This is a genomic window from Metasolibacillus sp. (genome assembly GCF_025291715.1).
Classification (GTDB): domain Bacteria; phylum Bacillota; class Bacilli; order Bacillales_A; family Planococcaceae; genus Metasolibacillus; species Metasolibacillus louembei.
The window spans coordinates 45,980-71,740 of record NZ_JAMBIZ010000011.1 but is presented as its reverse complement, the minus strand read 5'-3'; the positions used below and the strand labels follow the sequence as shown (position 1 = coordinate 71,740).

The following is a 25,761-nucleotide window of genomic DNA, read 5'->3' as shown; positions in this document are numbered from 1 at the left end:
AGGATGAAAAAGTCTAAAGTCTTTTGGGGCTATGCGATTATCGCACTAGTGATTTATATAGTCGTGCAAGCACTCATTTCTTTCGGTATGGTCAATATGCATTATCAAAATATGCTTATTACGATGTGTATTAACGTTATGTTAGCAGTTAGCTTACATCTTGTCATTGGTGTAACAGGACAGTTCTCGATTGGACACGCAGGGTTTTTAGCAATCGGTGCCTATATATCTGCTATTTTTACGATGAAGCTAGGCATGCCGTTCCCGGTTGCAATTTTAGCAGGGGCACTTGCTGCTATGCTAGCAGGATTAGTCGTTGGGATTCCGTCTTTACGTTTAAGAGGTGATTATTTAGCAATTGCGACACTAGGGTTTGCGGAAATTATTCGTATTATTTTTGTCAATGTGGATTATGTCGGTGGAGCAGCAGGTATGCAAGTGACACACTTATCTACATGGACTTCCGCCTTTATAGGTGTTGCTATTACAATTATCATCATTTCAAACTTTACAAACTCCCGTCATGGTCGAGCGTGTATTTCAATTCGTGAAGACGAAATTGCGGCAGATGCGATGGGTATTAATACGACTTACTACAAAGTAGCAGCGTTTGCTATCGGCTCATTTTTTGCAGGAATCGCAGGTGCAATTTATGCACATAACTTTTATATTATTCAACCAACAGCATTTGGCTTTTTAAAGTCATTTGATATTTTAATTTTAGTTGTACTTGGGGGGTTAGGTAGTCTATCAGGTGCGGTGATAGCAGCCATTTTCTTAACATTCATTTCAACATATTTACAGGCTTTCCCTGAAACACGAATGATTATTTATTCACTTGTTTTAATTTTAGTGATGCTTTACCGACCAACAGGGTTATTAGGAACGAAGGAAATTACAGATTTATTTAAGTTTGGTAAAAGAGGAGGTACGAAAGTATGAGTACACTTCTTAAAGTAGATGGTTTAGGTATTCAATTTGGTGGTTTAAAGGCTGTACAGAACGTTAATATGTACATGGATCAGGGTGAGCTTATTGGTTTAATTGGACCGAATGGAGCGGGAAAAACAACGACATTTAATATGTTAACAGGTGTGTATGCGCCGACAGAAGGTACAATTACGTTTGACGGTAAGCAAATTCAAGGGCTAGACCCATATAAAGTAACGCGCGGTGGGATTAGTCGTACATTCCAAAATATTCGTTTATTTAAAGAGCTCTCAGTATTAGACAATGTAAAAGTAGCGAACCACTCTTTAGCAAATCACAATATTTTGTCCTCTATTTTCCGTCTACCAAAGCATTTTTCAGGTGAGGCAAAAATGGAGCAGGAGTCGCTAGCCTTTTTAAAGATTTTCGGCTTAGACGTATATAAGGATGAGCTATCGAAAAACTTGCCATATGGGATGCAACGTCGCTTAGAAATTGCACGTGCATTAGCGGCGGGTCCAAAACTTTTGCTACTGGATGAGCCAGCAGCAGGGATGAACCCGCAAGAAACGAAGGAATTAATGGATCTCATTGCCTTTATCCGAAAAGAATTTAATTTAACGATTTTATTAATTGAACACGATATGAGCTTAGTTATGGGCATTTGCGAACGCATTTATGTGCTAGACCATGGTCAGCTTATTGCGGAAGGGCCACCAGCAGAAATTCGTTCAAATCCAAAGGTAATAGAGGCATATTTAGGAGAGGAGGTAACGGAATAATGCTGAAAATCAATGATATCGACGTATACTATGGTAATATTCAAGCATTAAAGGGCATCTCCTTAGAAGTAAATGAAGGTGAGATTGTAACGTTAATTGGAGCAAACGGTGCAGGCAAAAGCACGCTATTAAAAACAATATCAGGCTTGCTTAAACCAAAAAAAGGCTCTATTGAATACTTAGGATCAGCAATTGATGGAAAAGCAGCACAATCAATTGTAAAGGCGGGTATTTCGCATGTTCCAGAGGGACGACGCGTATTCGCAAATATGACAGTAGAGGAAAACTTAGAGCTAGGCGCTTATTTACGTAAAGATCGAGATGGCATTAAAAAAGACATGGAGCACGTATATGAGCTGTTCCCACGCCTTTTCGAGCGTCATAAGCAGCTGTCGGGCACGCTGTCAGGCGGCGAACAGCAAATGCTCGCGATGGGACGCGCCTTAATGGCAAAGCCAAAGCTTATTTTAATGGATGAGCCATCGATGGGGCTCGCACCTTTAATGGTAAAAAACATTTTCAATATTATTGAGATGGTAAATAAAGAAGGTGTGACGGTGTTATTAGTTGAGCAAAACGCACATATGGCATTGTCTGTAGCACATCGAGCATATGTATTAGAAACAGGAAAAATCGTATTATCTGGCTCGGCAAAAGAGTTGCAGGAGAGCGAAGAGGTAAAAGCAGCTTATCTCGGTGGATTATAGTGAATGGAGGGTGTCTGATAAGATCAGACACCCTTTTTATGTTTGAAAGACGTAGCTACCAATCAATAAATTCTGGATATTTCAACGAGATCTGTAGCTCATGTAGCGCAAGCTTTGTTTCCTTTGCGGCTTGCATAAGCTGAGCTAACAATATTTGATAGTCCTCACCCTCCACGACTAAACGAATCGCAAAGGCAGAAAGATGGGCTGCCCGTTCCTCCTGTGACAAAGCTAAATATTCAAGGTTGAGCACATCTACATACTGTGTAGCATAGCGGAAATAGCATGCTGTCTTGTCATTTAACACATGTAGAAAAATTGCGTAATGCTCCTCACCAATCAATTCATGCAAATTATCTGCAACGAGCGCTTGGAAATGGCGTACTGCTGCAATATGCTGATTCCACTGAGCATCATCAATTAGCTCCTGGTGTAAACGGATAAAGTCATTTAAGGTGATTGCTGTGAAAAGTAGTTCTGGCCATAAAATATCGACACTGAAATAAATATTTTTTTCAGGAATCATCTTTTTTTGCTTTATTTGTATGCCGCGATTAATACCGTTTGCAATATATTCAATATGGTGCTCACCTTTTGTCGCTTGCCGAAGTTTATAGCAGACGTTTAAAATGCGACCTCGAGCGCCTTGATAGTCGTAATAGCGCTTGGCATCGCCTGTAATGTGGTAAATAGCATTTATGAGCTGGTCAATATCCCAGTAATCGCCGCTAATACGAGCGCCTGTTAGTAATGGTGTTGGTTGAATTGTGAGCATATTCTCACCCTCCTAGACTTGTGCTACGACTTTTTGTAATTTAGATGCTTGAATAATTCCTTTCGCTCCTGCTCTGTTAAATCACGCCACTGTCCAACCTTTAAGTTGCCTAAGTGAATATTCATAATGCGAATACGCTGTAGTCGCTTAACAGAATAGCCAAGCGCTGAGCACATGCGGCGAATTTGGCGATTTAAGCCTTGCTCTAAAATAATTTTGAATACATTGCTTGATATTTTTTCAACACGACAAGGTAAAGTTGTCGTATCTAAAATATCGACACCTGCTGCCATCTGCTGCAAAAATTTATCTGTAATTGGTTTATCTACTTGCACAACGTATTCCTTTTCGTGATGGTGTTCAGCACGCAAAATCTCGTTGACGATATCGCCATCATTTGTTAATAATAACAAACCTTCTGAATCTTTATCTAAACGGCCGATATGGAAAATGCGCAATGGGTGATTAACAAAATCAACAACATTGCCTTTAATATGCTTTTCGGTTGTGCTTGTAATGCCAACGGGCTTGTTGAGCGCAATGTAAACAAGCTGCTCTTCCTTGGCAACGGGCTTGCCATCTACGCAAACAATATCACCATCCTGTACTTGGCTACCAATCGTAGCAAGCTCTCCGTTAATTGTAATTCGTCCTTCTTCAATCCATTTATCTGCACCGCGTCGCGATACTGTACCTGTTTCTGCTAAAAATTTATTAATACGCATCGTTTCTCATCCTTTAATTTGAATAATGTAAGTATACAATATCCGAATGAAAATAAGGAATAGAGTAGCTTAATATAAACATTTTCTATTGGAAATGTAGGGAATGAAATCAAATTTATTTAAGTGATAAAAATTGAAATATTCTAGTTTTTCTGACAAAATAAAATATAAGACTACCTTTCTACTAGCGCTCGCTACAGCATAACATTTAGGGTATGTTCTAATATTCATAACGAAGGAGAGAGAATGTAATGGTATATGCATTTCCGAACACAGAAGGGGCATTAATTCATTTTAAAGAACGTTATGACAACTATATTGGAGGCAAATGGACACCACCTACGAAAGGGCAATATTTCGATAATCCAACACCTGTAACAGGCAAGGTATTCACACAGGTGGCACGTTCTACAGAAGAGGATATTGAGCTAGCGCTTGATGCAGCACATGCGGCAAAAGATGCATGGGGAAGCACATCGCCAACAGAGCGCAGCAATATTTTATTGAAAATAGCTGACCGTATGGAAGCAAATCTTGAAATGCTGGCAGTAGCTGAGACTTGGGAGAATGGGAAAGCTGTACGTGAAACGTTAAATGCAGATATTCCGTTAGCAATTGACCATTTCCGTTATTTTGCAGGCGTTATTCGGGCACAGGAAGGCTCATTAAGCCAAATTGATAACAATACAGTCGCTTATCATTTCCATGAGCCAATAGGTGTAGTAGGACAAATTATCCCTTGGAATTTCCCAATTTTAATGGCGACATGGAAGCTTGCGCCTGCACTTGCAGCTGGGAACTGTGTTGTATTAAAGCCAGCGGAGCAAACGCCAGTATCCATTTTAGTAGTGATGGAATTGATTGAAGACTTATTACCACCAGGCGTAGTGAATATTGTAAACGGTTTCGGCTTAGAAGCAGGGAAGCCACTTGCATCAAGCACACGCATTGGCAAAATTGCCTTTACAGGTGAAACGACAACGGGACGTTTAATTATGCAATATGCATCGCAAAATATTATTCCTGTAACGCTTGAATTGGGTGGAAAATCACCGAATATTTTCTTCGAGGATATTATGGCGCAGGATGATGAATTTTTAGATAAGGCAGTTGAAGGCTTTGTTATGTTCGCATTAAACCAAGGCGAAGTATGTACATGTCCATCACGTGCCTTAATTCAGGAGTCGATTTATGAGCCATTTATGGAGCGTGTATTGAAGCGTGTAGAGGCGATTAAAACAGGTAATCCGCTCGACCCGAATACGATGATGGGCGCACAAGCCTCTATAGAGCAGATGGAAAAAATCCTTTCTTACTTAGATATTGGGAAGCAAGAAGGTGCGGAATGTCTAATTGGTGGCGAACGTAATGAGTTAGACGCTGACTTTACAGATGGCTATTATATTCAGCCAACTGTGTTTAAAGGCGATAACAAAATGCGCATTTTCCAAGAGGAGATTTTCGGACCGGTTGTAGCTGTTACGACATTTAAAACGAAGGAAGAGGCGCTAGAAATAGCCAATGACACATTATATGGTTTAGGCTCAGGTATTTGGACACGTGATATGAATACGGCATATCGTTTCGGTCGTGGCATCCAAGCGGGGCGTGTTTGGACGAACTGCTATCACCAATATCCAGCACATGCGGCATTTGGTGGTTATAAAATGTCAGGTATTGGACGAGAAAACCATAAAATGATGTTAAGTCACTACCAGCAAACGAAAAACTTATTAGTGAGCTATGACCCGAATCGAGCAGGCTTCTTCTAAGGAGGTGCTGATGAAATGGTTGAACGTGTAACAGCGACAGAGTTAGCACTTGAGCTAATCCACTTATTAACGGAGCGTCATGGCCCTATTATGTTCCATCAATCAGGAGGATGCTGTGATGGCTCTTCCCCGATGTGTTATCCGCAAGGCGATTTATTTTTAGGTGACCAAGATATATTGCTTGGTGAGATTGGCGGCGCACCGTTTTATATACACAAAAATCAATTTGAGTATTGGAAGCATACACAGCTCATTATTGATGTGGTAGAAGGACGTGGGGGGATGTTTTCGTTAGAAGGTGTGGAAGGTAAACGCTTTTTGACAAGGTCGCGTGTATTTACACAGGAGGAACAGCAGCAATTGAATATGGAGCAATAATGGATGGACCGATTCACGTACGTGAATCGGTCTTATTCATCGCAAAACATTTGAATTTCCACGTACAGGCATGTAACATAAAAGGAAGATTGCTCTTGAAGGAGAGATAAATATGGGAAATGCCGTACCGATGAGTTATTCACGTACAATTCAAACACGACTTGTGCTACCACCCGATACAAACCATCATGGCTCCATTTTTGGTGGTCGTGTGTTAGCTTATATTGATGAAATTGCTGCTATTGCATCAATGAAGCATGCAAAGGGAGATGTTGTTACAGCTTCGATTGATTCAGTTGATTTTGTTTCCCCAGCTTATGTAGGAGATGTTTTAGAGCTAGAAGGCATTGTCACATCAACAGGACGTACATCAATGGAAATTTATGTGCGCGTTGTGACACGCAATTTAAAAACACGTGAGGAGCGTTTAACAACGGAATCCTTCGTTACGATGGTAGCGGTAGATGCAGAAGGGAAGCCGAGAGAGGTTGTAGGTGTGTACCCAGAAACGGAGGCGGAGAAACGCCTATTCGAAACTGCACCGAAGCGTAGAGAATATCGTAAAGCCAAGCGTGCATTACAGTATTAAAAAGCTTAAAGAGCTATATAGGAGCAGTGAACCTGCTTCCTATATAGCTCTTTTTTAGTCTTCTAACACGTTAATTTTCGTTACAATTTGCAATAATTCATCGGAGAAAGCAGCAACAGTTGCTGATGCCTCTGTTAACTCTGCGATTAAATTTGAAATTGTGCGGATATCATTGTTTGTGTTCATATATTGCTGTTTAATGCCTGATACCGCCTCAGTAATAGACGTAAATGATGCGGCAAGATTTTGCTGTGTTTCCACTGTTTGCTGTACTTGCGAGTCAACGCCTTGTACTGAGCTAGCCATTGTTAAAATATTGTTTTCTGTTTCTTTTATTAGGTGTGCTACATTTTGAACGGCTGTTTTTGTTTCTTCTGCCAATTTTCTTACTTCATCTGCTACAACAGCAAAGCCTTTACCATGCTCACCTGCACGTGCTGCCTCGATGGATGCGTTCAATGCTAGTAAATTCGTTTGATCTGCAATGGCTGTTACAAGTCCAACGATTTCTGAAATTTTTTGAGAAGATGTACGTAAAGCTGCCATTGATGCCTCTAATGTTTCCACACCTGTTAAAATGGTATTCATTAAACGAGTTTGCGTTTCAAGATGACTTTTTCCTAAATTTGATTTCTCCTCAGTTTCTGCCACGAAGGCTAAGCCTTGCTCAGTAGCGGAGCTAATTCCTTCTGCTTGATGAGAAATAGTTTGTAATGATGCTGATGTTTCATCACTTGTCGCACTAAGCTCTTCGGAAGTCCCTTGTAGCGTGTTGATTAGAGCGTGCTTTGATGCTTCCAGCTCTAGGCGGATGCGTTCTTCCTCATTTTCATAAGCTTCGATAACAAGCTGCTGTTCAAAATTAATTATTTTGGAGAATGCATTGATAGCTCGAATGCAGTCATTTTTAGACATGTTTAAGTCATTAATAAATGCGATAAAAGTCGACATTAATGATTGGAATGAAGCGATATACCATTTTGATTTCAAGCCAATTCGTACATGAATATGTGCGATAACTTTGCGCTCCTCTATATAGGCAGTGTTAATTTGACTGTCAAAAATATCATTTAAATGCTTTATTAAAGTTTTCTTTAAACGGTCGATTTGTGAATTTGCTTGTATAATCGATACTAAATTCGATTGTAAGCTAATTGCACTATAAAATTGCTCAACCATTGTAGGAACTAAATCTTTAGCAAGTGGCTGCAATTGCTTCAAAATAGCCAAGTCCTCTGTTGTCAAATTAAGCAATTGTAGTTGTTTCACTAAATCAGGGTAATTATGAACATCTAGTTGAACTTGTTGTACATATTTTGATGTTTCAAAAAAAGTTGTTTGTTCAGTAGTCTTTTTTGTAAACCAATTCGCCATTATTTTCTCCATCTCATTATATAGTAGGTATAGTCTATCTATCCTTAAAGAATAGAAAGTATAACATTCCTATTCTACTATTTAAGATAATAGTTTTGCAATATTTTGTTTAAAGCCTAAGTTTGTCTTTTTGGAGATGAAAAGGTAGAATGAAAGTGATTAAATGATGAAGGAGTAGCGACTAATGAAATTTTATAAAGGACGTTTAAAATATGTTATTCCACTCTCGGCAGTTGTAGGTGTTTCATCAACAATGATGGTGTTTAATAGATATGAAGATGTACCCTCATTACATAAGTTTTTAATTATTGTAGGGGCTGTTGTTTTTTCGGCAATTATTTCTTATTTTCTATTCTCGCAAGCTGGTGATAATCCAGACGATAGAGGTCCATACTAATTATTAATTTTTTATGTGAAAAGTGAATCTTTCAAGAACCTACTACCGTATATAAAGTACACATATAAAAGAGAGGTTGATTTATAATGGAAGATAAATGGTCAAAAGTAATTATTCATGCAAGCGCATTTTTTGCACCAGTATTAGTGCCAATTTTGTTTTTCTTAATTAGTTCAGATGAGGTCGTAAAACGTTTATCGATACAAGCACTATTGTTCCAAGGCGTGATGTGGGTGTTAGTTACAATTTCCGGATTTTTATCGTTCATTTTAATCGGTATTCCATTTGTAATTATTTTCTCCATTATGCTAATTGTTGTGCCGATAATCGGTATTGTGAAAGCAATTAATGAAACACCTTGGAGCTATCCGATTGTTGGTAACTGGGTATAGTTTGAAAAAGAAGAAAAAGGGCAAAACTTCAATTATGAGGTTTTGCTTTTTTTGTAATTGTATGAGTGCCAGGCACACACACAATTCTCACACAATTTCGATTTACGTGAGAGCTTTTAATTGCATTTCGATTTCGCTGTTTTTATAATTAAGTCAAAGATAGTCAAAGTCAGTTGTGGAATTGAGGTGAGAGACAATCGTGCGGAATATATCTGATATTATAGAAGGTTATTTGAAACAAGTTCTCGAATTAAGTGAGCAGGAGCATATTGAAATTAAACGTAGCGAGCTTGCAGATAAATTTCAATGCGTTCCGTCTCAAATCAATTACGTTATTAATACAAGGTTTACAGCAGAAAGAGGTTATTTAGTAGAAAGTAAGCGTGGTGGCGGTGGCTATATTCGCATTTTACGTGTTGAAATTCATTCGAAGGCAGCGCTGATCGACGATATGATGGCACAGGTTGGTGATGCCGTGACACAGCAGGCTGTTGAGCATATGGTATATCGTTTAATAGATGAGGAAATCATTACAAAGCGAGAGGCAAAGCTTATATTAGCTGCGATTGATCGTTCAACATTAGCATTACCGTTACCACTACGTGACCAAGTTCGTGCATATATAGTAAAGGCGATGTTTATTACGTTGAAATACGACAATAAATAAGGTAGGTGATTAGCATGATTTGTGAGCATTGTAAACAGAGACACGCCTCTGTCACAGTGACAACAGTACAAAATGGGCAAACAGTCGAAAAGCATTATTGCGACCATTGTGCCTCGAAATTCCATCCATTTCAAACAGAAATACAGGAAGAGCCTGTAGCGTTACACCAGCTTATTTCAAACTGGTTTGGTGTACCGATGTGGAAAAATGCACAGACGGAAGAGAAAAAGACGACACAAAACGCATGCCCATCATGCGGCTTCACATACCGCCAATTTTTAAAGCAAGGGAAATTCGGCTGTGCAGAGTGCTACAGTACATTCCGAGAGCAATTGCCACCAGTGCTTAGTCGCTTACAGGCAGGGACTAAGCATACAGGTAAATCTGTAGCGGTTAGCGTGGAGCAGCTAAAACAAAAAATAGAGGAAATCCGTCAGCAAATGCAGCATGCCATTGAAGAAGAACGCTTTGAGGACGCCGCAAAAATGAGGGATGAAATAAAATCAATTCAGCATAAGCTTGATGCTGGAGGTGTAGATGTATGAATATCGAGCATTTTTTAAAGAAAGCGCCTAAATGCATGATGGGAAATGGCGAAGATTCCGATATCGTCATGACAACACGTATTCGGCTTGCTAGAAACATGGCGAATACACGCTTTCCGCTCAGCTTCTCACAGCAAGAAGCAAACGAAGTACAAGAGAAGCTTATGAAAGCGCTCTTGATGCCGCAGGAGCAATTAAATTTTTCTTATTTCCGAATGGCTGATTTATCACCATTGGAGCGCCAATTGTTAGTAGAGAAACATTTAATTAGCCCCTATTTAGCAAAGCATAGAGAGGTAGCCGCCGTCTTTTTATCGGGGGACGAATCGACAAGTGTCATGGTCAACGAAGAGGATCACGTACGTATTCAAGTATTAAGCGCAGGCTTACAGCTAATGGAAACATATGAGCGAGCAAGTGAGCTAGATGATCGCTTAGGGAAGCAAGTAAGCTATGCATACGATGAGCAATTCGGCTATTTAACGAGCTGCCCGACAAATGTCGGTACAGGGTTGCGAGCATCGATTATGATGCATTTACCAGCGCTGACAATGTCGAAGCAAATGAATGTCCTTATCCAAATGATGACACGTTTAGGTATGGTCGTGCGTGGTATATATGGAGAGGGCAGTGAAAATTTAGGCAATATTTATCAAATCTCAAATCAAGTAACGTTAGGGAAATCTGAGCGTGAAATTTTAGATGAACTGCAAAAGGTTGTTGAACAAATTATTGAGAAGGAACGCAATGCACGCAAAAAATTGCTAGAGCGTGCACATGTCACATTGGATGACCGTGTCAATCGAGCACTTGGAACACTGCGCTATGCGCGTGTATTAACGAGTGAGGAAGCTGCGACATGTTTATCGAATGTTCGATTAGGTGTCGATTTGAAGCTTATTCAAGGAATCTCGCCGAGCAGTTTAAATGAATGCGTCATGTTTATTCAGCCAGGCTTTGTTCAGCAATATGCAGGTACTGTGCTCGATGCGGTAGACCGCGATATATATCGGGCAAAATATGTCCAAGAAAAATTGGGTGAAGATCGTTTAACTACAGGTGAAAAAGGAGAGGAAACATATGATGTTTAATCGTTTTACACAACGCGCACAAAAGGTTTTACAACTAGCACAGGAAGAAGCCATCCGTTTAAATCATGATGCAATTGGGACGGAGCATATTTTACTAGGTCTTGTTCGTGAAGGTGGCGGCATCGCTGCAAAAGCATTAGAGGCAATCGGTGTCAGCCCACAAACGATTGAGGCAGGTATTGAGGAGCTAGTTGGCAAAGGCACTGAAAAAGTGGGCTTAACAGTAAGCTATACACCACGTGCCAAAAAAGTAATTGAATTATCCGTTGATGAATCACGTAAATTAGGTCATTCCTACATTGGAACAGAGCATATTTTATTAGCATTAATTCGTGAGGGTGAAGGGGTAGCAGCGCGCGTTTTAGCCAATGCAGATGTAAGCCTAAATAAGGCGCGTCAGCAAGTCCTGTTATTGTTAGGTAATAACGACACAGCACAACCAGGTGGTGGTGCGGCAAGCCCAACAGCAAGCACACCAACATTAGACGGCTTAGCACGCGATTTAACTGCTATCGCGCGTGAAGGCTCGCTAGACCCAGTAATTGGTCGCTCGAAAGAAATTACACGTGTGGTGGAAGTATTATCACGTCGTACAAAAAACAATCCTGTGTTAATTGGTGAGCCAGGTGTAGGTAAAACAGCGATTGCGGAAGGCTTAGCACAGCAAATCGTCAACAATGAGGTGCCGGAAATTTTACGTGATAAGCGCGTCATGACACTTGATATGGGAACAGTTGTAGCTGGTACGAAATATCGTGGTGAATTCGAAGACCGTTTGAAAAAAGTAATGGATGAAATTCGCCAAGCAGGCAATATCATTTTATTCATCGATGAATTGCATACATTAATCGGTGCTGGTGGAGCAGAAGGAGCAATTGATGCTTCAAATATTTTGAAACCGTCCTTAGCACGCGGTGAATTACAATGTATCGGTGCAACAACGTTAGATGAGTACCGCAAATATATTGAAAAGGATGCCGCTTTAGAGCGACGCTTCCAACCCATTCAAGTTGATGAGCCATCTGTTGAAGAAACAGTGCAAATTATTTATGGCTTACGTGACCGTTATGAGGCGCATCACCGTGTGAAAATTACGGATGAGGCAGTAGAGGCAGCAGCAAAATTATCAGACCGTTATATTTCAGATCGTTTCTTACCAGATAAAGCGATTGATTTAATTGACGAAGCTGGATCGAAAGTGCGCTTACGCTCATTTATTGTTCCACCAAATTTAAAAGAGCTTGAGGAGCGCTTAGAAAGTGTCCGCTCTGAGAAAAATGCGGCTGTATCAAGTCAAGAGTTTGAAAAGGCAGCAGCTTTACGTGATTCGGAGCAAAAGCTAAAAGAAGAAGTGGAGCAAACGACGAAAGAGTGGAAGGAATCACAAGGCAAAGCAGAATCGCAAGTAACAGTCGATGATATTGCGGCAGTTGTGTCAATGTGGACTGGAATTCCAGTTAATAAAATTGCACAGGAAGAATCTGCGAAGCTGTTAAATTTAGAGGAGGAGCTGCATAAGCGAGTAGTTGGGCAAGGTGAGGCAGTTGAAGCTATTTCTCGTGCAATCCGTCGCGCACGTGCTGGCTTAAAAGACCCAAAACGTCCAATCGGCTCATTTATTTTCTTAGGTCCTACAGGTGTAGGTAAAACAGAGCTAGCGCGCGCATTAGCAGAGGTGATGTTTGGTGACGAGGATGCGATGATTCGCGTTGATATGTCCGAATATATGGAAAAACACTCAACTTCTCGTTTAGTAGGCGCACCTCCAGGTTATGTAGGCTTTGATGAAGGTGGTCAGTTGACGGAGAAGGTACGACGCAAACCATATTCAGTAGTATTACTTGATGAAATTGAAAAGGCGCATCCAGACGTATTCAATATTTTATTACAAGTATTAGAGGATGGTCGTTTAACAGACTCGAAAGGTCGTTTAGTTGATTTCCGTAACACAGTTGTCATTATGACATCCAACGTAGGTGCGGATGCATTGAAATATCAAAAGAACTTAGGCTTCAACATGGGCAATTCAGAATCGAAGCATAAAGATATGAAGAACACAATGTTAGAAGAGCTGAAAAAAGCATTCCGCCCAGAGTTTTTAAACCGTATTGATGAAATGATTGTGTTCCATTCATTAGAAAAAGAACACTTAAAAGAAATCATTTCCTTAATGGCTGCTTCTTTAACGAAGCGTCTACAAGAACAAAACATCGAGCTAGAGCTAACGGAGGCAGCACTTGCGAAAATTGCAGAGGAAGGCTACGATCCACAATATGGCGCCCGTCCATTGCGTCGTGCACTGCAAAAGCATGTGGAGGATCGTTTATCCGAGGAGCTATTAAAGGGCACAGTATTAACAGGTGGCACAATTATTTTCGACTATGTTGATAATGAGTTTGTTGTACGTGCAAAGGAAAATGCTGTAGAGGCTTAATTCAAAACAAATAAAGCTATAAGCGTATCTTGAACTATTTTCTCAAGATACGCTTATTTTGGTTTATAAAAATCCCAAAAGTCAGTAAAATAAAAAAGAAGGAAAATTTTACTTGGGGTGATAGGACGATGTTCACAATGTTTCAATCAAAAAAAGAAGATATTGAGCAATTTAAAGCAAAGATTGACGAATTAAATGCGCAGCTCGATAAAAAGGATCACGAGTTTCAAATTTTTTTAAATGAATTACATAAAGAAATGATTTCAACAATTGAGCAGCATGATAAAGTAAATAACCAGCATGTTGTGTTAGGTCAAATGGTTGGCCGAATTTTAGAGGAATTTAATAAAGTAGAAAATAGCACGATTCAATCTAACCATATTGCTGAGGATGCTTTAAGCAAGGGCAATACATTAATTTCTTCCTCCAATCAAATGGTTACATTATCAGCTGAAAGCAAGCAGGCTGTACATGAAGTTGAGCAAGTAATTGATTCTTTAGGCGAGCAATCGCAAAAAACATCTGCAAGTATGAGTGATTTAAGCGAACGCTCTAAGCAAATTGCAGAAATCGTTAACGTGATTGGTGAAATCTCTAACCAGACCAATTTACTTGCTTTGAACGCATCCATTGAGGCAGCAAGAGCAGGTGAGCATGGTAAAGGCTTCTCGGTCGTTGCAGAGGAAGTGCGCAACTTAGCAGAAAGTACAAAAACAAGTACTGAGGACATCGCAAAATTAACAAAGCAAATTGAAGAGCAAATTGCACAAGCTTATGAGAATAATAAAAATAATATGCAATTAGTAACAGCAGGCATCGAAAAAAGTGCAGCTACATCGACCCAAATTGATCAGCTATTACAAATTATTACGAATGTACAAACAGGAATTAATGAACTATTAGGCTATATTAAAGATCAAAAAGTATCGAATGAAGATGTGATGAATAAGTTTAAAATGACAACAACTTTATTTGATGACACGAATCGTGTACTAACAAATCATATCGATGAATCTGAAATCGTAACAAGAAAATTACTTGAGGCAGTAGAGCAAGTGAAGCATTATCATACATCAAAACATTGATAGTGAGGAGAGATATGATGAAGCAACAAAAAATTGCGCATTTTTTAACACATCAAGTAGCTGAAGATATATATGATGAAGAGAATGTGCTGATTTGGATAGATTGGCGAGAGGCGGAAGAGGATTTAATTGATTACTTTAACGAGCAGTTACCTATGTCAGATCGAATTGATTGTGAAATCATCGAAATAGACAAGCCTAGAGGGGTAGATATTACCTTATCTCTCAAAGAAAAAAAGCTCACGATTCCTTTCGCTGATGATGTGACAGATCGAGATAGTGCTATTCGAGCAATGCAGGAAATGATTGCTCCTCACTATCAGATTCGTTGGTTTATAGAATCGTTAGGTGGAGATACTCTAGCCTTTGTACTTCTTCCAACAGCACAATGGAATGAGCTAGAACGGCAGTTTGGTGAGCGCAAAGTTCACTATTATTTCCATGTGATTACAAAGGATAGTACAATGTTTCAAATGGATTTTGATGAAGTATCAGCATTGATTGAAGCTAGGGAGAGAGAATTGCCAAATATATAAAATAAACAGCACTTAATGCGTTAGGCATTAGGTGTTTTTCATGTAGCGATTAAACTTTGCTATAATAAAATAAAAAACATCGGAGGCATCATGGCAAAAAAGAAAACAAAATTTACATGTAATTCCTGTGGATATGAATCAGCAAAATGGATGGGGCGTTGTCCAGGATGTGGACAGTGGAATACGATGGTGGAAGAGGTAGAGGTCATTGTGAAGGGACCTCGTGGCGCTTTCCAGCATTCTAATGCGACATTGCAAAAGGCCGTACCGATTATGTCAGTAGAAACAGAGGAAGAGTCTCGTATCATAACGGAAATGACAGAGTTAAATCGCGTGCTTGGTGGCGGTATTGTGGCGGGTTCACTTGTGTTAATCGGTGGCGATCCAGGTATAGGGAAATCAACTTTACTGCTACAAGTGTCTGCACTGTTATCTAATCGTGGGCAGCGTGTGCTATACATTTCTGGAGAGGAATCGATTCGTCAAACAAAGCTGCGCGCAGAGCGTTTGGGTGTTAAATCACAGGAGCTGTATATTTATTCAGAGACAAATCTAGAGTTTTTAAATCAAACGATTGATGAAGTTCAGCCGAAATTTGTAGTGGTCGATTCGATTCAAACGGTGCATCATCCAGAGGTGACAAGTGCGCCTGGTAGCGTGTCGCAAGTTAGAGAATGTACTGCAGAGCTTATGCGCATTGCGAAAACGAGAAATATCGCCATTTTCCTTGTAGGGCATGTCACGAAAGAGGGGCAAATTGCAGGCCCGCGCCTTTTAGAGCATATGGTAGATACAGTGCTGTATTTTGAAGGAGAGCGTCATCACAACCATCGCATTTTACGTAGCCAAAAAAACCGTTTTGGTTCAACAAATGAAATTGCGATTTTTGAAATGCTGCAGGCTGGCTTAAAGGAAGTGCTAAACCCATCTGAGCTATTTTTACAGGAGCGCTCACAAGGGGTAGCTGGTTCAACAATTGTCGCTTCGATGGAAGGTACGCGCCCAATTTTAGTTGAAATTCAATCGCTTATAACGCCAACTAGCTTTAATTATCCGAAGCGTATGGCAACAGGAGTGGATCAAAACCGTGTCCAGTTATTAATGGCGGTGCTGGAAAAACGCATGGGTATGATGCTACAGGCACAGGACGCGTATATTAAGGTAGCGGGCGGAGTGAAACTGGATGAGCCTGCAATTGATTTAGCCGTTTTGACGTCCATTGTATCAAGCTTTAAAGATCAAGCTGTAAGAGCAACGGATTGCTTTATCGGAGAGGTCGGCTTAACAGGAGAGGTACGCCGTGTTTCACGCATCGAGCAGCGTGTCCAGGAGGCGGCAAAGCTAGGCTTCCAACGAGCCTTTATCCCTGCCTCGAATATTGGTGGATGGGATTTCCCACCCGGTATTCAAGTTGTTGGCGTCGAGACAATTGGCGATAGCTTACGCCTCTGTTTTAACGAGCTCTAGTCAGGGTGTCAGGCACACAAACAATTCTGAATTGTTTGTGTGCCTGACACTTTATTTATTCAAATAGCTGCTGCTGTTTTTCTAAGGCTTTTTTTCGTTGATATAATTGGTAGGTGGAAAGTATAATCAAGATTGATGCAATCATACAAAGGATGGCGGTAAGAAGGCATACATAGCTAAAATTATCATCCCTGTTCGCTGCATTGATAAAATTAACAATGCCTAAAATAGCCATCGGAAACAGGGAAAAAGCAGAAATTTTCAACTCTTTTTTCGTATAAGTTATTTTCGATGTATAATCTGAAAATAATTCATATGAACCGGCCGTTGCGTTCTTTCTTGTATAAATCCAACCACCGAACTGTTGAACAATAGTAATCCCACTGTCCTCTAAAAAGGTTATATATTCTTTCTGCTCCTTAACAGGCTGTCCATTGATTAATTCTAATCGGTAAATATATTGTTGGCTCTCATCTTTGACAAATGTGTAAAAGCACAGCCGCATCTTTTGAAAATGCCATCCCTGTGCGCTCATTTCGTTTAGCCAAGCTTCTTCTTTGGCATCATCCACAAAAAATCGATATATTGTCTTCTTCATTTCTCGTTTTCCCCCTTCGTTACGAGTAATCCGTTTTCATATAGCTCATGTAATCGTTGTACTTCCTGCTCAACAATTACCTTGCCTTCATCTGTAATGACATATTCCTTTTTACGTCCATCTTCTTCAAGTGGCATAATCCAGCTTTTCTTAACCAATGTTTGGATTGCACCATAGATGGTACCAGCACCAAGCTCTACTCGCCCCTTGCTCAGCTCTGAAACGAATTGCATAATTCCGTAGCCATGTCTCGGTTCGTAGAGAGCTAAAAGAATATAGTAAACCCCTTCTGTTAATGGGGAATGTTTCTCCATTGTAGTCACTCCTATCGTATGTCGTTATATCGGATGTCGATATAAACAATATATCGTGCATCGATATATCTGTTAACGATATACTTTTGAAAAATATTATAGGCTGTTCATCGCATTAAAACGCAGAACATTGTATAATTATTGTCAAGGAAAGGATGTGAAGGGATGTTAAAGAAAATTATTCAAATTGCCTTTTTACTAATCGGAGGAACGTTAGGCTTTATTTTTTTACCGCCATTATATGAGTTTATGCATTTATCTTCTAATCCGTGGCTTGACAATCCGATTGTGTCGATTATTTTAGGGGCGAGTTTGTTATTTGTCTTGTCGTTTTTATTATCTGACTATTTTGTTAGGTTAATTGTTTGGATGGAGGAAGTGCTATTTAAGCTGCCAGTGGCTGATTTATTATTCGGTTCACTCGGCTTAATTGTCGGCTTGATTGTCGCATATTTTATCGGCTTTGCAGTGGAGCGTATTCCTGTTCCTGGTGTGGCAGAGGTACTACCCGTAGTCTTTTCAATTATGCTCGGTTATTTAGGGTTCCGTATTGGCTTTAAGCAGAGAGAAGAGCTGTTGCAGCTATTTACCTCAAAAAATAGTGCGCAGAAAAAGAAATCAGCAATGCAGGAGGATGCAGCATTATCAAAGCTCTTGGATACGAGTGTTATTATTGATGGACGTATTGCGGATATTTCAGCAACAGGCTTTGTGGAAGGTGCACTAGTTGTTCCGCAGTTTGTGTTAACTGAGCTGCAGCATATTGCAGATTCATCCGATACATTAAAGCGTACGCGTGGTCGCCGAGGCTTAGATATTTTAAAGAGACTACAGGATGAACGCGCATCGCAAGTATTGATTGTAGATGATGATTTTGATGATGTGCAGGAGGTTGACCTAAAGCTTGTTCGCTTAGCAAAACAGCGCAATGCACAAATTTTAACGAATGATTTTAATTTAAATAAAGTATGTGATTTACACAATGTGCAAGTATTAAATATTAATGATTTAGCAAATGCAGTGAAGCCTGTTGTCATTCCAGGTGAAGATATGCAGGTTGTCGTTATTAAGGATGGCAAGGAACATAACCAGGGTGTTGCCTATTTAGATGATGGCACGATGATTGTTGTAGAGGGTGGTCGTAGCTATATCGGGCAGGCGCTTACAGTGACGGTAACGAGCGTGCTACAAACATCAGCAGGGCGGATGATTTTTGCTAAGCCAAAAGAAAGTTAGGAAGTGAGCGAATGCAATATGAAGTAGTGTTACCTGCTGCAGGCAGTGGAAAGCGAATGGGGGCAGGGCAAAATAAATTGTTTTTGCCACTTTTAGAAAAACCTATTTTAGTACACACACTAGAAATATTTGAGCAGGATAATAATTGCACAGGTATTTGGCTAGCAGTAAAGCCTGAAGAAAAGGCTTTTATTGAAGGATTGCTTGAACGCTATAGTATTACGAAAGTAAAAGGTTTACCTGCTGGTGGCGAGGAGCGACAGCATTCTGTTCATTCATGCTTGAAGGCGATGGAGCAGGTGGAAATCGTTCTAGTACATGATGCAGCTAGACCCTTTATTACCGAGGAAATTATTGCACAATTAGCGACAGTTGCTTATGAAAAAGGTGCAGCGATTGCTGGAGTTCGTGCGAAGGATACGATGAAAAAGGTACGTGGCACAGTAATTGCAGAAACGGTTGAGCGTGATAATTTATGGTCGATTCAGACACCACAGGCATTTCGCTTTGATTTATTAGCGGAGGCTGCGGATGTGGCAGAAAAAGTTGGCTTTTTAGGTACAGATGAGGCTATGCTTGTGGAACGACTTGGACATGAGGTGCATATTGTTGAAAGCAGCTACGAGAATTTGAAAATGACGACACAAGAGGATTTATTATTCGGTGAAGCGATTTTACGTAAGCGTGCGCATTAAAAATGAGGACTGGCAATTGCCAGTCCTCATTTTTAATTTTCTACTGGTGCAAAGCGTTCTTCAATAATTGCACGGTTCTTCTCTTTAAATAAATCGTTGTGTGAGGATACCATGCCGTAGCGATAAGCATCAGGTTCTAAGTATGTTTTAATTGAATTAACTGCATTTGCGGCATCTTGGAAAGTGCCAATAAGCAAGTTGACCTTGCCTTCAAATGATAAAATATCACCTGCTGCGAAAATGCCAGGCTGTGCTGTTTCACCTGTTGCTTTTCCTTCAAAGTAATAGTCATCCTTTTTAGGAATAGCGATCGCTTGGTCAAATTCTAATGAGGCTTCATAATTGTAGCCGTGGCTGACAATGACCTCATCAATTGGGCGGACAATGCTTTCCTTTGTGATGGCATTTTCACATGTAACGAATTGAATAGCGGTTTTATCTGCATTAGATATGAGCTTTGTAATGGTTGTATTGCATTCAATTTTAACACCAGCATGGATTGCCTCTTGAATTGTTGCCTCATGAGCAGATAGTTTTTCCTTACGATAGATGACTGTAATGCTTTTAGCAAGTGGGCTAAGCTCTACTGCCCAATCAATAGCAGCGTTACCACCACCAGAGATAATAATATCCTTGTTAACAAAGCGTTGGTATGATTGCACAGTATAATGTAGGTTGGCCATTTCATATTTTTCTGCGCCTTCTAAAGTAAGTTTCTGTGGATTAATAATGCCCCCACCTACAGCTAGTAGTATTGTTTTTGAATAATGAAGGCTACCATCAGCTGTGTGTATGATGAATAAATCATCTTGGCGCTCTACGAAGTCAACCTTTGTTCCTGTTAAAATAGTTGGGTCAAACACCTTTGCTTGCTCAACTAATTGCTTCACAAATTGTCCTCCAAGTACGGGAGGGTGACCGCCAACATCCCAAATTAGCTTTTCAGGATAAAGCAGCACTTTCCCACCAAGCTCTTGCTGACTTTCAATCAGCTTCGTTTTTAGCCCACGCAACCCGCTGTAAAAAGCGCTGTACAATCCAGCTGGACCACCACCGATAATTGTTACATCATATATATTTTGCATTTATGTCGCTCCATCCTTAATAAAATGGTAATTTTTAATTGATAACGATTATCATTATTGATTATTTTTTATCATAGCATGAAATTTTAGAAAAGAAAAGAGCGGTAGTAACAATAAGAGCCTACTTTACGATAAAGCTTTGTAACTCATAATGGCTTGTTGAAAAGATTTAACAAACAGCTGAAAATAAAACGAATTGTTGCAAACAGTCGTAATCTTTTGTAACCTTATAAAAACACAAGTATTATTATATGATTAATTAGAAAATTGAAGGGATGTTTTGTTGTTATGAATTTAAATGAATGGCTGAATGAAAAAGTACCAGCAATTACGAGCTCTTTAGATGATATAAATAAACAATATGTGGACATTGAAAATTCAATTGGCTTTGTTGGTCGTGACCAAATTTATAAAATTTTAGATAAATTTCATGAAGTGTTGTTCCCAGGTATTTACACGACGCCACCGATTGATGAGGTACGTATTAATATCATAAGCAGCAATAAATTACGTGAGGCTGCACTTGATTTACGCGATATTATTGAAAAAGTGCTTATTTATAATATGGAAGATAGCGACCCAACGAAATGCGGTACTTATTGCCGTGACCATGCAGATAAAATTGTGATGAATTTAGTAGCGCGCTTCCCAATCATTCGCAAGGTGTTGCAAACGGATATTCAAGCTGCTTACAACGGAGATCCAGCGGCGCTATCAACAGAAGAGATTTTGCTAAGCTATCCATCAATTGTGGCAATGTTTATTCATCGTATTGCACATGAATTGTATGAAATGGGTGTGCAAATTGTACCGCGTATTATGTCAGAGCATGCACATCGTTTAACGGGGATTGATATTCATCCTGGAGCATCGATTGGCGAATCCTTCTTTATCGACCATGGTACGGGGGTAGTAATTGGGGAGACGTGTACGATTGGTAAAAATGTTAAGGTCTATCAAGGCGTAACGCTGGGGGCATTAAGCTTCCCGCTTGATGCGAATGGCAATCCGATTAAAGGCATTAAACGTCATCCGAATATTGAGGACAATGTAGTTATTTATGCGGGTGCAACGATTTTAGGTGGAGAAACGACAATCGGTCATGATTCCGTATTAGGAAGTAACATTTGGTTGACGCATTCTGTGCCGCCATATTCTCGCGTTTATAATTCACAGCCATCACCGAATATTAGCAATAGCCAGATGAAAAATATTGAATACCATATTTAAAGGTTTGTAGAGCGTATCTCAAAATGATATTTTTGGGCACGCTCTTTCCTATTTCAAAGGAAATTTTGGTATGATAGAAAGTAAATACGTAATTAAAGGAAGATGAATATGTTTCGAGTAGGACAAGGCTATGATGTACATGCATTTGCGGAAGGGCGCAAATTAATTTTAGGCGGTATTGAAATTCCGCATGAGCGAGGGCTTTTAGGACATTCAGATGCGGATGTTTTATTACACACAATTACGGATGCGGCGCTTGGCGCAATTGGTGAAGGTGATATCGGGCGTCATTTCCCTGATACAGACCCAGAGTGGAAGGATGCAGATTCAGCAGAATTACTGCAATATATTTGGAAAATCGTTGAAGAGAAAGGATATGTGCTAGGAAATGTAGATGCGACAATTATGGCACAGCGTCCTAAAATGGCACCGTATATTGAGCCGATGCGCAATCGAATTGCAGAGCTATTAAATGCGGATGCATCTCAGGTAAATGTCAAGGCTACAACGACGGAGAAGCTAGGCTTTGTTGGTCGTGAGGAAGGGATTGCGGCATTAGCAACAATTTTATTAATCAAAAAATAAGCGATGGCTGCGAGGGAATGGTGTATTAGGCTTTTTCTCGCAGTTTTTTCAATTGATATTTTACACATATTGAATTGTGTTATCCCTACTTTTATTTGTATAGGGACAATGGTAAAATGGACAAAGTTAAGTAGGTCGGGAAATTTTTTTTCAGGACTTAAAATATAGGAGGCTTTTACAATGACGAAAGAAGTTCGTGTTCGTTATGCGCCATCGCCAACAGGTTTTTTACATATTGGTGGAGCGCGTACAGCATTATTTAACTATTTATATGCCAAGCATCATAACGGCAAATTTATCGTGCGTATCGAGGATACAGATATCGAGCGTAATGTAGAGGGTGGAGAAGCATCGCAGCTTGATAATTTACGCTGGTTAGGTATCACTCCTGACGAATCTATCGACATCGGTGGTCCTTATGCACCATATCGCCAAATGGAGCGTCTTGATATTTACAAGGAGCATGCAGAGCGTCTACTTGCAGAAGGGAAAGCATATAAGTGCTTCTGTACGTCAGAGGAGCTTGAGGCATCCCGTGAAGCACAAAAAGCAAACGGTGTTGCTGCACCAACTTATGACGGTAAATGCCGCAATTTAACAGCGGATGAAGTCGCAGCGAAGGAAGCGGCAGGTGGAGCGTACACAATTCGTATGCGCGTACCAGCAGATACAACGTATAAGTTCACGGATTTAGTACGTGGTGAGGTTGTTTTTGAATCGAAGGATATCGGTGACTGGGTGCTAGTAAAAGCAAACGGTATTCCAACATATAACTATGCGGTAGTGTTAGATGATTACTTTATGGAGATTTCACACGTATTCCGTGGTGAGGAGCATTTATCGAATACGCCGAAGCAAATGATGATTTTTGATGCGTTTGGTTGGGAGTATCCGCAATATGGTCATATGACATTAATCGTGAATGAAGACCGTAAAAAGTTATCGAAGCGTGACGAAACGATTATTCAATTCGTTGCACAATATAAAGATTTAGGCTATTTACCAGAGGCAATGTTCAATTTCTTCGCACTGCTTGGCTGGTCGCCAGAAGGAGAAGAGGAAATTTTCTCGAAGGAGCAATTTATCGAATTATTTGATGAAAAGCGCTTATCAAAATCGCCTTCAATGTTCGATAAAACAAAGCTTACTTGGATGAACAACCAATACATTAAAAAACTATCACGTGAAGAGGTTGTTGCATTAGCATTACCACATTTACAAAAGGCGGGTCTTTTACCTGCTGAGCTAAACGAAGAGCAAGCGGCATGGGCTTCTGAATTAATTGGCTTATATCACGACCAAATGAGCTTTGGGGCTGAAATTGTGGAGCTTTCAGAGCTGTTCTTTAAAGAGGAAATTGAGTACGACGCAGCGGCTACAGAAGTGTTAGCTGGTGAACAAGTGCCAGAGGTTATGACAGCATTAAAAGCGCAGCTAGAAGCGTTAGAAACATTTGATGCTGAATCGATTAAAGCGGCGATTAAAGCTGTGCAAAAAGAAACAGGACATAAAGGCAAAAACTTATTTATGCCAATTCGTGTTGTAACAACAGGGCAAACACATGGCCCAGAGCTACCAAATGCAATTGCATTAATTGGTAAAGAGAAGGTGCTTGCTCGCGTAGAAAAATATGCGAACTAAATGATTGCTTTTTTTGCACATTTTTGTACAATGAAGCTACTATATGATAAAAGCATTGATAAGGAGAAGTACGTCACGCATGCTCAACAAGAGAGGACTACCACTGGCTGAAAGTAGTCTGAGCCTAGGCAACACGGAAATGCACCTTTGAGCGCTTCGCTGAAACGAGAGTAGGCAAGCCGAAGTCGTCCCCCGTTAAAAGGACTTAGAGCGGAGAGTGGCGGATTTGTCGCTTTCAAGCAGAGTGGAACCACGCTAATTACGCGTCTCTGTCACAAGTTTTTGTGACGGAGGCGCTTTTTATTATTATTAAAAGGAGCGAAAAAAATGAGCATTCAAATTTTTAACTCATTAACACGACAAAAGGAAACGTTTGTGCCGTTAGAAGAAGGTAAGGTCAAAATGTATGTGTGCGGACCGACTGTTTATAACTATATTCATATTGGCAACTCGCGTCCTGTTATCGTTTATGATACGGTGCGTCGCTATTTACAATATGCAGGCTATGAAGTGAAGTTTGTATCTAATTTTACAGATGTAGATGACAAAATTATTAAAGCAGCAAATGAGCTAGGTGAGGAAGTATTTGAGTTGACGGAACGCTTTATCGATGCGTATTTTGATGATATTACAGCACTAGGCTGCCACAAAGCAGATGCGCACCCGCGTGTAACAGAGCATATGGACCACATTATCGAATTTATTAAAGTATTAATTGATAAAGGTTATGCATATGAATCAGCAGGGGATGTTTATTACCGTACACGCAAATTTAATGGCTATGGCAAATTATCGCATCAATCCATTGATGATTTGAAGGTTGGTGCGCGTATCGAAGCTGGAGAGAAGAAGGAAGATCCGCTTGATTTCGCCTTATGGAAGGCAGCAAAGCCAAATGAAATTTTTTGGGCTAGTCCTTGGGGCGATGGTCGACCAGGCTGGCATATTGAGTGCTCAGTGATGGCACGCGAGCATTTAGGTGATACAATTGATATCCACGCAGGTGGTCAAGATTTAACATTCCCACACCATGAGAATGAAATTGCGCAATCTGAGGCGCACAATGACAAAACGTTTGCGCGCTATTGGATGCACAATGGTTACATTAATATCGATAATGAAAAAATGTCGAAGTCATTAGGAAATTTTGTATTAGTGCATGATATTCGTCAGCAAATTGATCCACAAGTACTGCGCTTCTTTATGCTATCTGTACATTACCGTCAGCCAATTAACTTTGCACAGGATTTAGTGGAGGCAGCTCGCACAGGCTTAGAGCGAATTCGCACAGCATATAGCAACGTGGAGCATCGTCTTGCAACGTCAGCTGATTTAGTAGATAAAGCGGATGAATGGCTAACGCAAATTGCGGCAATCCAGCAGCAATTTGAAGAGGCGATGAATGACGACTTTAATACAGCAAATGCGATTACAGCATTATTTGAATTAGCTCGTTTAGCAAATATTTATACGACAGAAAGCAATACAGAGCAAAAAGTTTTACAGGCATTTTTAACGACATTTGACGCACTTAGCAGTGTTTTAGGTATTGTGTTAAAAGTGGAAGAAGAACTGTTAGATGAGGAAATCGAAGCATTAATCCAAGAGCGAAATGCGGCTCGTAAAAATCGTGACTTTGCACGCTCAGATGAGATTCGTGACCAATTATTGAGCCTGAATATCGTATTGGAAGATACGCGTCAAGGTACACGCTGGAAACGAGGGTAATAG

The 25,761-nt window shown here is 40.1% G+C and carries 27 protein-coding genes and 1 other annotated feature; of the genes, 21 read left to right on the top strand and 6 right to left on the bottom strand.

Features of this window, described 5'->3' with window-relative positions; translation table 11 throughout:
• Positions 1-3 precede the first annotated feature (3 nt).
• From M3Z76_RS09395 to M3Z76_RS09385, 3 genes are read left to right on the top strand one after another with little or no spacing between them, the layout of a single operon-like run.
• Positions 4-942 carry a branched-chain amino acid ABC transporter permease gene (locus M3Z76_RS09395; protein WP_293924007.1) on the top strand — a complete coding sequence of 313 codons (939 nt, stop codon included), beginning with the start codon at positions 4-6 and terminating at the stop codon, positions 940-942.
• A complete protein-coding gene (locus M3Z76_RS09390; protein WP_293924009.1) occupies positions 939-1,712 on the top strand; it encodes an ABC transporter ATP-binding protein in 774 nt (257 codons plus the stop codon). The genes M3Z76_RS09395 and M3Z76_RS09390 overlap by 4 nt, the downstream gene beginning before the upstream one ends.
• Complete coding sequence (locus M3Z76_RS09385) at positions 1,712-2,419, top strand: ABC transporter ATP-binding protein (RefSeq protein ID WP_293924011.1); 708 nt, start codon at positions 1,712-1,714, stop codon at positions 2,417-2,419. Before M3Z76_RS09390 ends, M3Z76_RS09385 begins: the two co-directional genes overlap by 1 nt.
• A 55-nt stretch (positions 2,420-2,474) precedes the next feature.
• Here the strand turns inward: M3Z76_RS09385 and M3Z76_RS09380 are convergent, their stop codons facing one another.
• Both M3Z76_RS09380 and rluF read right to left on the bottom strand, forming a co-directional pair.
• A complete protein-coding gene (locus M3Z76_RS09380; protein ID WP_293924012.1) occupies positions 2,475-3,194 on the bottom strand; it encodes a DUF6904 family protein in 720 nt (239 codons plus the stop codon).
• 23 nt (positions 3,195-3,217) lie between these two features.
• Positions 3,218-3,919 (bottom strand): 23S rRNA pseudouridine(2604) synthase RluF, encoded by a 702-nt coding sequence (gene rluF, locus M3Z76_RS09375; RefSeq protein WP_293924014.1) that lies wholly within the window; start codon positions 3,917-3,919, stop codon positions 3,218-3,220.
• Between the two features lie 251 nt (positions 3,920-4,170).
• Between rluF and adh the strand changes: the two genes are divergently transcribed.
• The 3 genes from adh (at position 4,171) to M3Z76_RS09360 (ending at position 6,658) form a co-directional block, all read left to right on the top strand.
• A complete protein-coding gene (gene adh / locus M3Z76_RS09370; RefSeq protein ID WP_293924015.1) occupies positions 4,171-5,691 on the top strand; it encodes an aldehyde dehydrogenase in 1,521 nt (506 codons plus the stop codon).
• A gap of 15 nt (positions 5,692-5,706) precedes the next feature.
• On the top strand, positions 5,707-6,069 hold the full coding sequence (locus tag M3Z76_RS09365) for a DUF779 domain-containing protein (protein ID WP_293924017.1): 363 nt from the start codon (positions 5,707-5,709) through the stop codon (positions 6,067-6,069).
• Between the two features lie 112 nt (positions 6,070-6,181).
• Entirely contained in the window at positions 6,182-6,658 is a 477-nt protein-coding gene (locus M3Z76_RS09360) for an acyl-CoA thioesterase (protein WP_293924019.1), read from the top strand.
• A gap of 54 nt (positions 6,659-6,712) precedes the next feature.
• Here the strand turns inward: M3Z76_RS09360 and M3Z76_RS09355 are convergent, their stop codons facing one another.
• Positions 6,713-8,032 (bottom strand): globin-coupled sensor protein, encoded by a 1,320-nt coding sequence (locus M3Z76_RS09355; protein ID WP_293924022.1) that lies wholly within the window; start codon positions 8,030-8,032, stop codon positions 6,713-6,715.
• Positions 8,033-8,216: 184 nt separating this feature from the next.
• Between M3Z76_RS09355 and M3Z76_RS09350 the strand changes: the two genes are divergently transcribed.
• From M3Z76_RS09350 to radA, 9 genes are all read left to right on the top strand, one after another.
• Entirely contained in the window at positions 8,217-8,429 is a 213-nt protein-coding gene (locus M3Z76_RS09350) for an acyltransferase (protein WP_293924024.1), read from the top strand.
• 86 nt (positions 8,430-8,515) lie between these two features.
• Positions 8,516-8,821 carry a DUF4870 domain-containing protein gene (locus M3Z76_RS09345; RefSeq protein ID WP_293924026.1) on the top strand — a complete coding sequence of 102 codons (306 nt, stop codon included), beginning with the start codon at positions 8,516-8,518 and terminating at the stop codon, positions 8,819-8,821.
• Positions 8,822-9,020: 199 nt separating this feature from the next.
• On the top strand, positions 9,021-9,488 hold the full coding sequence (locus tag M3Z76_RS09340) for a CtsR family transcriptional regulator (protein ID WP_293924029.1): 468 nt from the start codon (positions 9,021-9,023) through the stop codon (positions 9,486-9,488).
• 14 nt (positions 9,489-9,502) lie between these two features.
• Positions 9,503-10,033 carry a UvrB/UvrC motif-containing protein gene (locus M3Z76_RS09335; protein ID WP_293924030.1) on the top strand — a complete coding sequence of 177 codons (531 nt, stop codon included), beginning with the start codon at positions 9,503-9,505 and terminating at the stop codon, positions 10,031-10,033.
• The gene (mcsB, locus tag M3Z76_RS09330; RefSeq protein WP_293924032.1) at positions 10,030-11,124 is read left to right on the top strand and encodes a protein-arginine kinase McsB; all 1,095 of its coding nucleotides are present in this window, start codon (positions 10,030-10,032) and stop codon (positions 11,122-11,124) included. The genes M3Z76_RS09335 and mcsB overlap by 4 nt, the downstream gene beginning before the upstream one ends.
• The gene (locus M3Z76_RS09325) at positions 11,114-13,558 is read left to right on the top strand and encodes an ATP-dependent Clp protease ATP-binding subunit (protein WP_293924034.1); all 2,445 of its coding nucleotides are present in this window, start codon (positions 11,114-11,116) and stop codon (positions 13,556-13,558) included. Before mcsB ends, M3Z76_RS09325 begins: the two co-directional genes overlap by 11 nt.
• A 137-nt stretch (positions 13,559-13,695) precedes the next feature.
• Positions 13,696-14,643, top strand: coding sequence for a methyl-accepting chemotaxis protein (locus M3Z76_RS09320; protein WP_293924037.1), 948 nt, complete (start codon positions 13,696-13,698; stop codon positions 14,641-14,643).
• A 14-nt stretch (positions 14,644-14,657) separates the two neighbouring features.
• Positions 14,658-15,179 (top strand): hypothetical protein, encoded by a 522-nt coding sequence (locus M3Z76_RS09315; protein ID WP_293924039.1) that lies wholly within the window; start codon positions 14,658-14,660, stop codon positions 15,177-15,179.
• A gap of 90 nt (positions 15,180-15,269) precedes the next feature.
• Positions 15,270-16,646: a DNA repair protein RadA gene (gene radA, locus M3Z76_RS09310; RefSeq protein WP_293924042.1), complete on the top strand. Its 1,377-nt coding sequence runs from the start codon at positions 15,270-15,272 to the stop codon at positions 16,644-16,646.
• Between the two features lie 55 nt (positions 16,647-16,701).
• On the opposite strand, the gene M3Z76_RS09305 is transcribed toward radA, so the two are convergent.
• Together M3Z76_RS09305 and M3Z76_RS09300 are read right to left on the bottom strand one after the other, a co-directional pair.
• Positions 16,702-17,244 (bottom strand): DUF2812 domain-containing protein, encoded by a 543-nt coding sequence (locus M3Z76_RS09305; RefSeq protein ID WP_293924045.1) that lies wholly within the window; start codon positions 17,242-17,244, stop codon positions 16,702-16,704.
• The gene (locus tag M3Z76_RS09300; RefSeq protein WP_293924047.1) at positions 17,241-17,558 is read right to left on the bottom strand and encodes a PadR family transcriptional regulator; all 318 of its coding nucleotides are present in this window, start codon (positions 17,556-17,558) and stop codon (positions 17,241-17,243) included. The genes M3Z76_RS09305 and M3Z76_RS09300 overlap by 4 nt, the downstream gene beginning before the upstream one ends.
• Before the next feature lie 165 nt (positions 17,559-17,723).
• On the opposite strand from M3Z76_RS09300, the gene M3Z76_RS09295 reads away from it, so the two are divergent.
• Positions 17,724-18,794, top strand: coding sequence for a PIN/TRAM domain-containing protein (locus M3Z76_RS09295; RefSeq protein WP_293924049.1), 1,071 nt, complete (start codon positions 17,724-17,726; stop codon positions 18,792-18,794).
• Between the two features lie 11 nt (positions 18,795-18,805).
• Positions 18,806-19,489 carry a 2-C-methyl-D-erythritol 4-phosphate cytidylyltransferase gene (gene ispD / locus M3Z76_RS09290; RefSeq protein WP_293924052.1) on the top strand — a complete coding sequence of 228 codons (684 nt, stop codon included), beginning with the start codon at positions 18,806-18,808 and terminating at the stop codon, positions 19,487-19,489.
• Positions 19,490-19,521: 32 nt separating this feature from the next.
• Here the strand turns inward: ispD and M3Z76_RS09285 are convergent, their stop codons facing one another.
• Entirely contained in the window at positions 19,522-20,574 is a 1,053-nt protein-coding gene (locus M3Z76_RS09285) for an NAD(P)/FAD-dependent oxidoreductase (RefSeq protein ID WP_293924055.1), read from the bottom strand.
• 288 nt (positions 20,575-20,862) lie between these two features.
• Here M3Z76_RS09285 and epsC point away from each other — a divergent pair, with 288 nt between their 5' ends.
• The 4 genes from epsC to cysS all read left to right on the top strand — a co-directional run bounded on the left by epsC (position 20,863) and on the right by cysS (position 25,758).
• Positions 20,863-21,804 carry a serine O-acetyltransferase EpsC gene (epsC, locus tag M3Z76_RS09280; RefSeq protein WP_293924057.1) on the top strand — a complete coding sequence of 314 codons (942 nt, stop codon included), beginning with the start codon at positions 20,863-20,865 and terminating at the stop codon, positions 21,802-21,804.
• 108 nt (positions 21,805-21,912) lie between these two features.
• Positions 21,913-22,389, top strand: a complete 477-nt coding sequence (ispF, locus tag M3Z76_RS09275; protein WP_293924059.1) for a 2-C-methyl-D-erythritol 2,4-cyclodiphosphate synthase — start codon at positions 21,913-21,915, stop codon at positions 22,387-22,389.
• A 180-nt stretch (positions 22,390-22,569) separates the two neighbouring features.
• Positions 22,570-24,030, top strand: coding sequence for a glutamate--tRNA ligase (gltX, locus tag M3Z76_RS09270; protein ID WP_293924060.1), 1,461 nt, complete (start codon positions 22,570-22,572; stop codon positions 24,028-24,030).
• A gap of 46 nt (positions 24,031-24,076) precedes the next feature.
• Positions 24,077-24,304, top strand: a binding site (T-box leader).
• Between the two features lie 53 nt (positions 24,305-24,357).
• Positions 24,358-25,758 (top strand): cysteine--tRNA ligase, encoded by a 1,401-nt coding sequence (cysS, locus tag M3Z76_RS09265; RefSeq protein WP_293924063.1) that lies wholly within the window; start codon positions 24,358-24,360, stop codon positions 25,756-25,758.
• The last annotated feature ends 3 nt before the right edge of the window (positions 25,759-25,761 follow it).

Excerpts from the sequence above, each read along its gene's own strand:
- M3Z76_RS09395 (WP_293924007.1), top strand. The coding sequence starts at position 4 with ATGAAAAAGTCTAAAGTCTTTTGGGGCTATGCGATTATCGCACTAGTG.
- M3Z76_RS09390 (WP_293924009.1), top strand. The coding sequence starts at position 939 with ATGAGTACACTTCTTAAAGTAGATGGTTTAGGTATTCAATTTGGTGGT.
- M3Z76_RS09385 (WP_293924011.1), top strand. The coding sequence starts at position 1,712 with ATGCTGAAAATCAATGATATCGACGTATACTATGGTAATATTCAAGCA.
- M3Z76_RS09380 (WP_293924012.1), bottom strand. The coding sequence starts at position 3,194 with ATGCTCACAATTCAACCAACACCATTACTAACAGGCGCTCGTATTAGC.
- rluF (WP_293924014.1), bottom strand. The coding sequence starts at position 3,919 with ATGCGTATTAATAAATTTTTAGCAGAAACAGGTACAGTATCGCGACGC.
- adh (WP_293924015.1), top strand. The coding sequence starts at position 4,171 with ATGGTATATGCATTTCCGAACACAGAAGGGGCATTAATTCATTTTAAA.
- M3Z76_RS09365 (WP_293924017.1), top strand. The coding sequence starts at position 5,707 with ATGGTTGAACGTGTAACAGCGACAGAGTTAGCACTTGAGCTAATCCAC.
- M3Z76_RS09360 (WP_293924019.1), top strand. The coding sequence starts at position 6,182 with ATGGGAAATGCCGTACCGATGAGTTATTCACGTACAATTCAAACACGA.
- M3Z76_RS09355 (WP_293924022.1), bottom strand. The coding sequence starts at position 8,032 with ATGGCGAATTGGTTTACAAAAAAGACTACTGAACAAACAACTTTTTTT.
- M3Z76_RS09350 (WP_293924024.1), top strand. The coding sequence starts at position 8,217 with ATGAAATTTTATAAAGGACGTTTAAAATATGTTATTCCACTCTCGGCA.
- M3Z76_RS09345 (WP_293924026.1), top strand. The coding sequence starts at position 8,516 with ATGGAAGATAAATGGTCAAAAGTAATTATTCATGCAAGCGCATTTTTT.
- M3Z76_RS09335 (WP_293924030.1), top strand. The coding sequence starts at position 9,503 with ATGATTTGTGAGCATTGTAAACAGAGACACGCCTCTGTCACAGTGACA.
- mcsB (WP_293924032.1), top strand. The coding sequence starts at position 10,030 with ATGAATATCGAGCATTTTTTAAAGAAAGCGCCTAAATGCATGATGGGA.
- M3Z76_RS09325 (WP_293924034.1), top strand. The coding sequence starts at position 11,114 with ATGATGTTTAATCGTTTTACACAACGCGCACAAAAGGTTTTACAACTA.
- M3Z76_RS09320 (WP_293924037.1), top strand. The coding sequence starts at position 13,696 with ATGTTTCAATCAAAAAAAGAAGATATTGAGCAATTTAAAGCAAAGATT.
- M3Z76_RS09315 (WP_293924039.1), top strand. The coding sequence starts at position 14,658 with ATGATGAAGCAACAAAAAATTGCGCATTTTTTAACACATCAAGTAGCT.
- radA (WP_293924042.1), top strand. The coding sequence starts at position 15,270 with ATGGCAAAAAAGAAAACAAAATTTACATGTAATTCCTGTGGATATGAA.
- M3Z76_RS09305 (WP_293924045.1), bottom strand. The coding sequence starts at position 17,244 with ATGAAGAAGACAATATATCGATTTTTTGTGGATGATGCCAAAGAAGAA.
- M3Z76_RS09300 (WP_293924047.1), bottom strand. The coding sequence starts at position 17,558 with ATGGAGAAACATTCCCCATTAACAGAAGGGGTTTACTATATTCTTTTA.
- M3Z76_RS09295 (WP_293924049.1), top strand. The coding sequence starts at position 17,724 with ATGTTAAAGAAAATTATTCAAATTGCCTTTTTACTAATCGGAGGAACG.
- ispD (WP_293924052.1), top strand. The coding sequence starts at position 18,806 with ATGCAATATGAAGTAGTGTTACCTGCTGCAGGCAGTGGAAAGCGAATG.
- M3Z76_RS09285 (WP_293924055.1), bottom strand. The coding sequence starts at position 20,574 with ATGCAAAATATATATGATGTAACAATTATCGGTGGTGGTCCAGCTGGA.
- epsC (WP_293924057.1), top strand. The coding sequence starts at position 20,863 with ATGAATTTAAATGAATGGCTGAATGAAAAAGTACCAGCAATTACGAGC.
- ispF (WP_293924059.1), top strand. The coding sequence starts at position 21,913 with ATGTTTCGAGTAGGACAAGGCTATGATGTACATGCATTTGCGGAAGGG.
- gltX (WP_293924060.1), top strand. The coding sequence starts at position 22,570 with ATGACGAAAGAAGTTCGTGTTCGTTATGCGCCATCGCCAACAGGTTTT.
- cysS (WP_293924063.1), top strand. The coding sequence starts at position 24,358 with ATGAGCATTCAAATTTTTAACTCATTAACACGACAAAAGGAAACGTTT.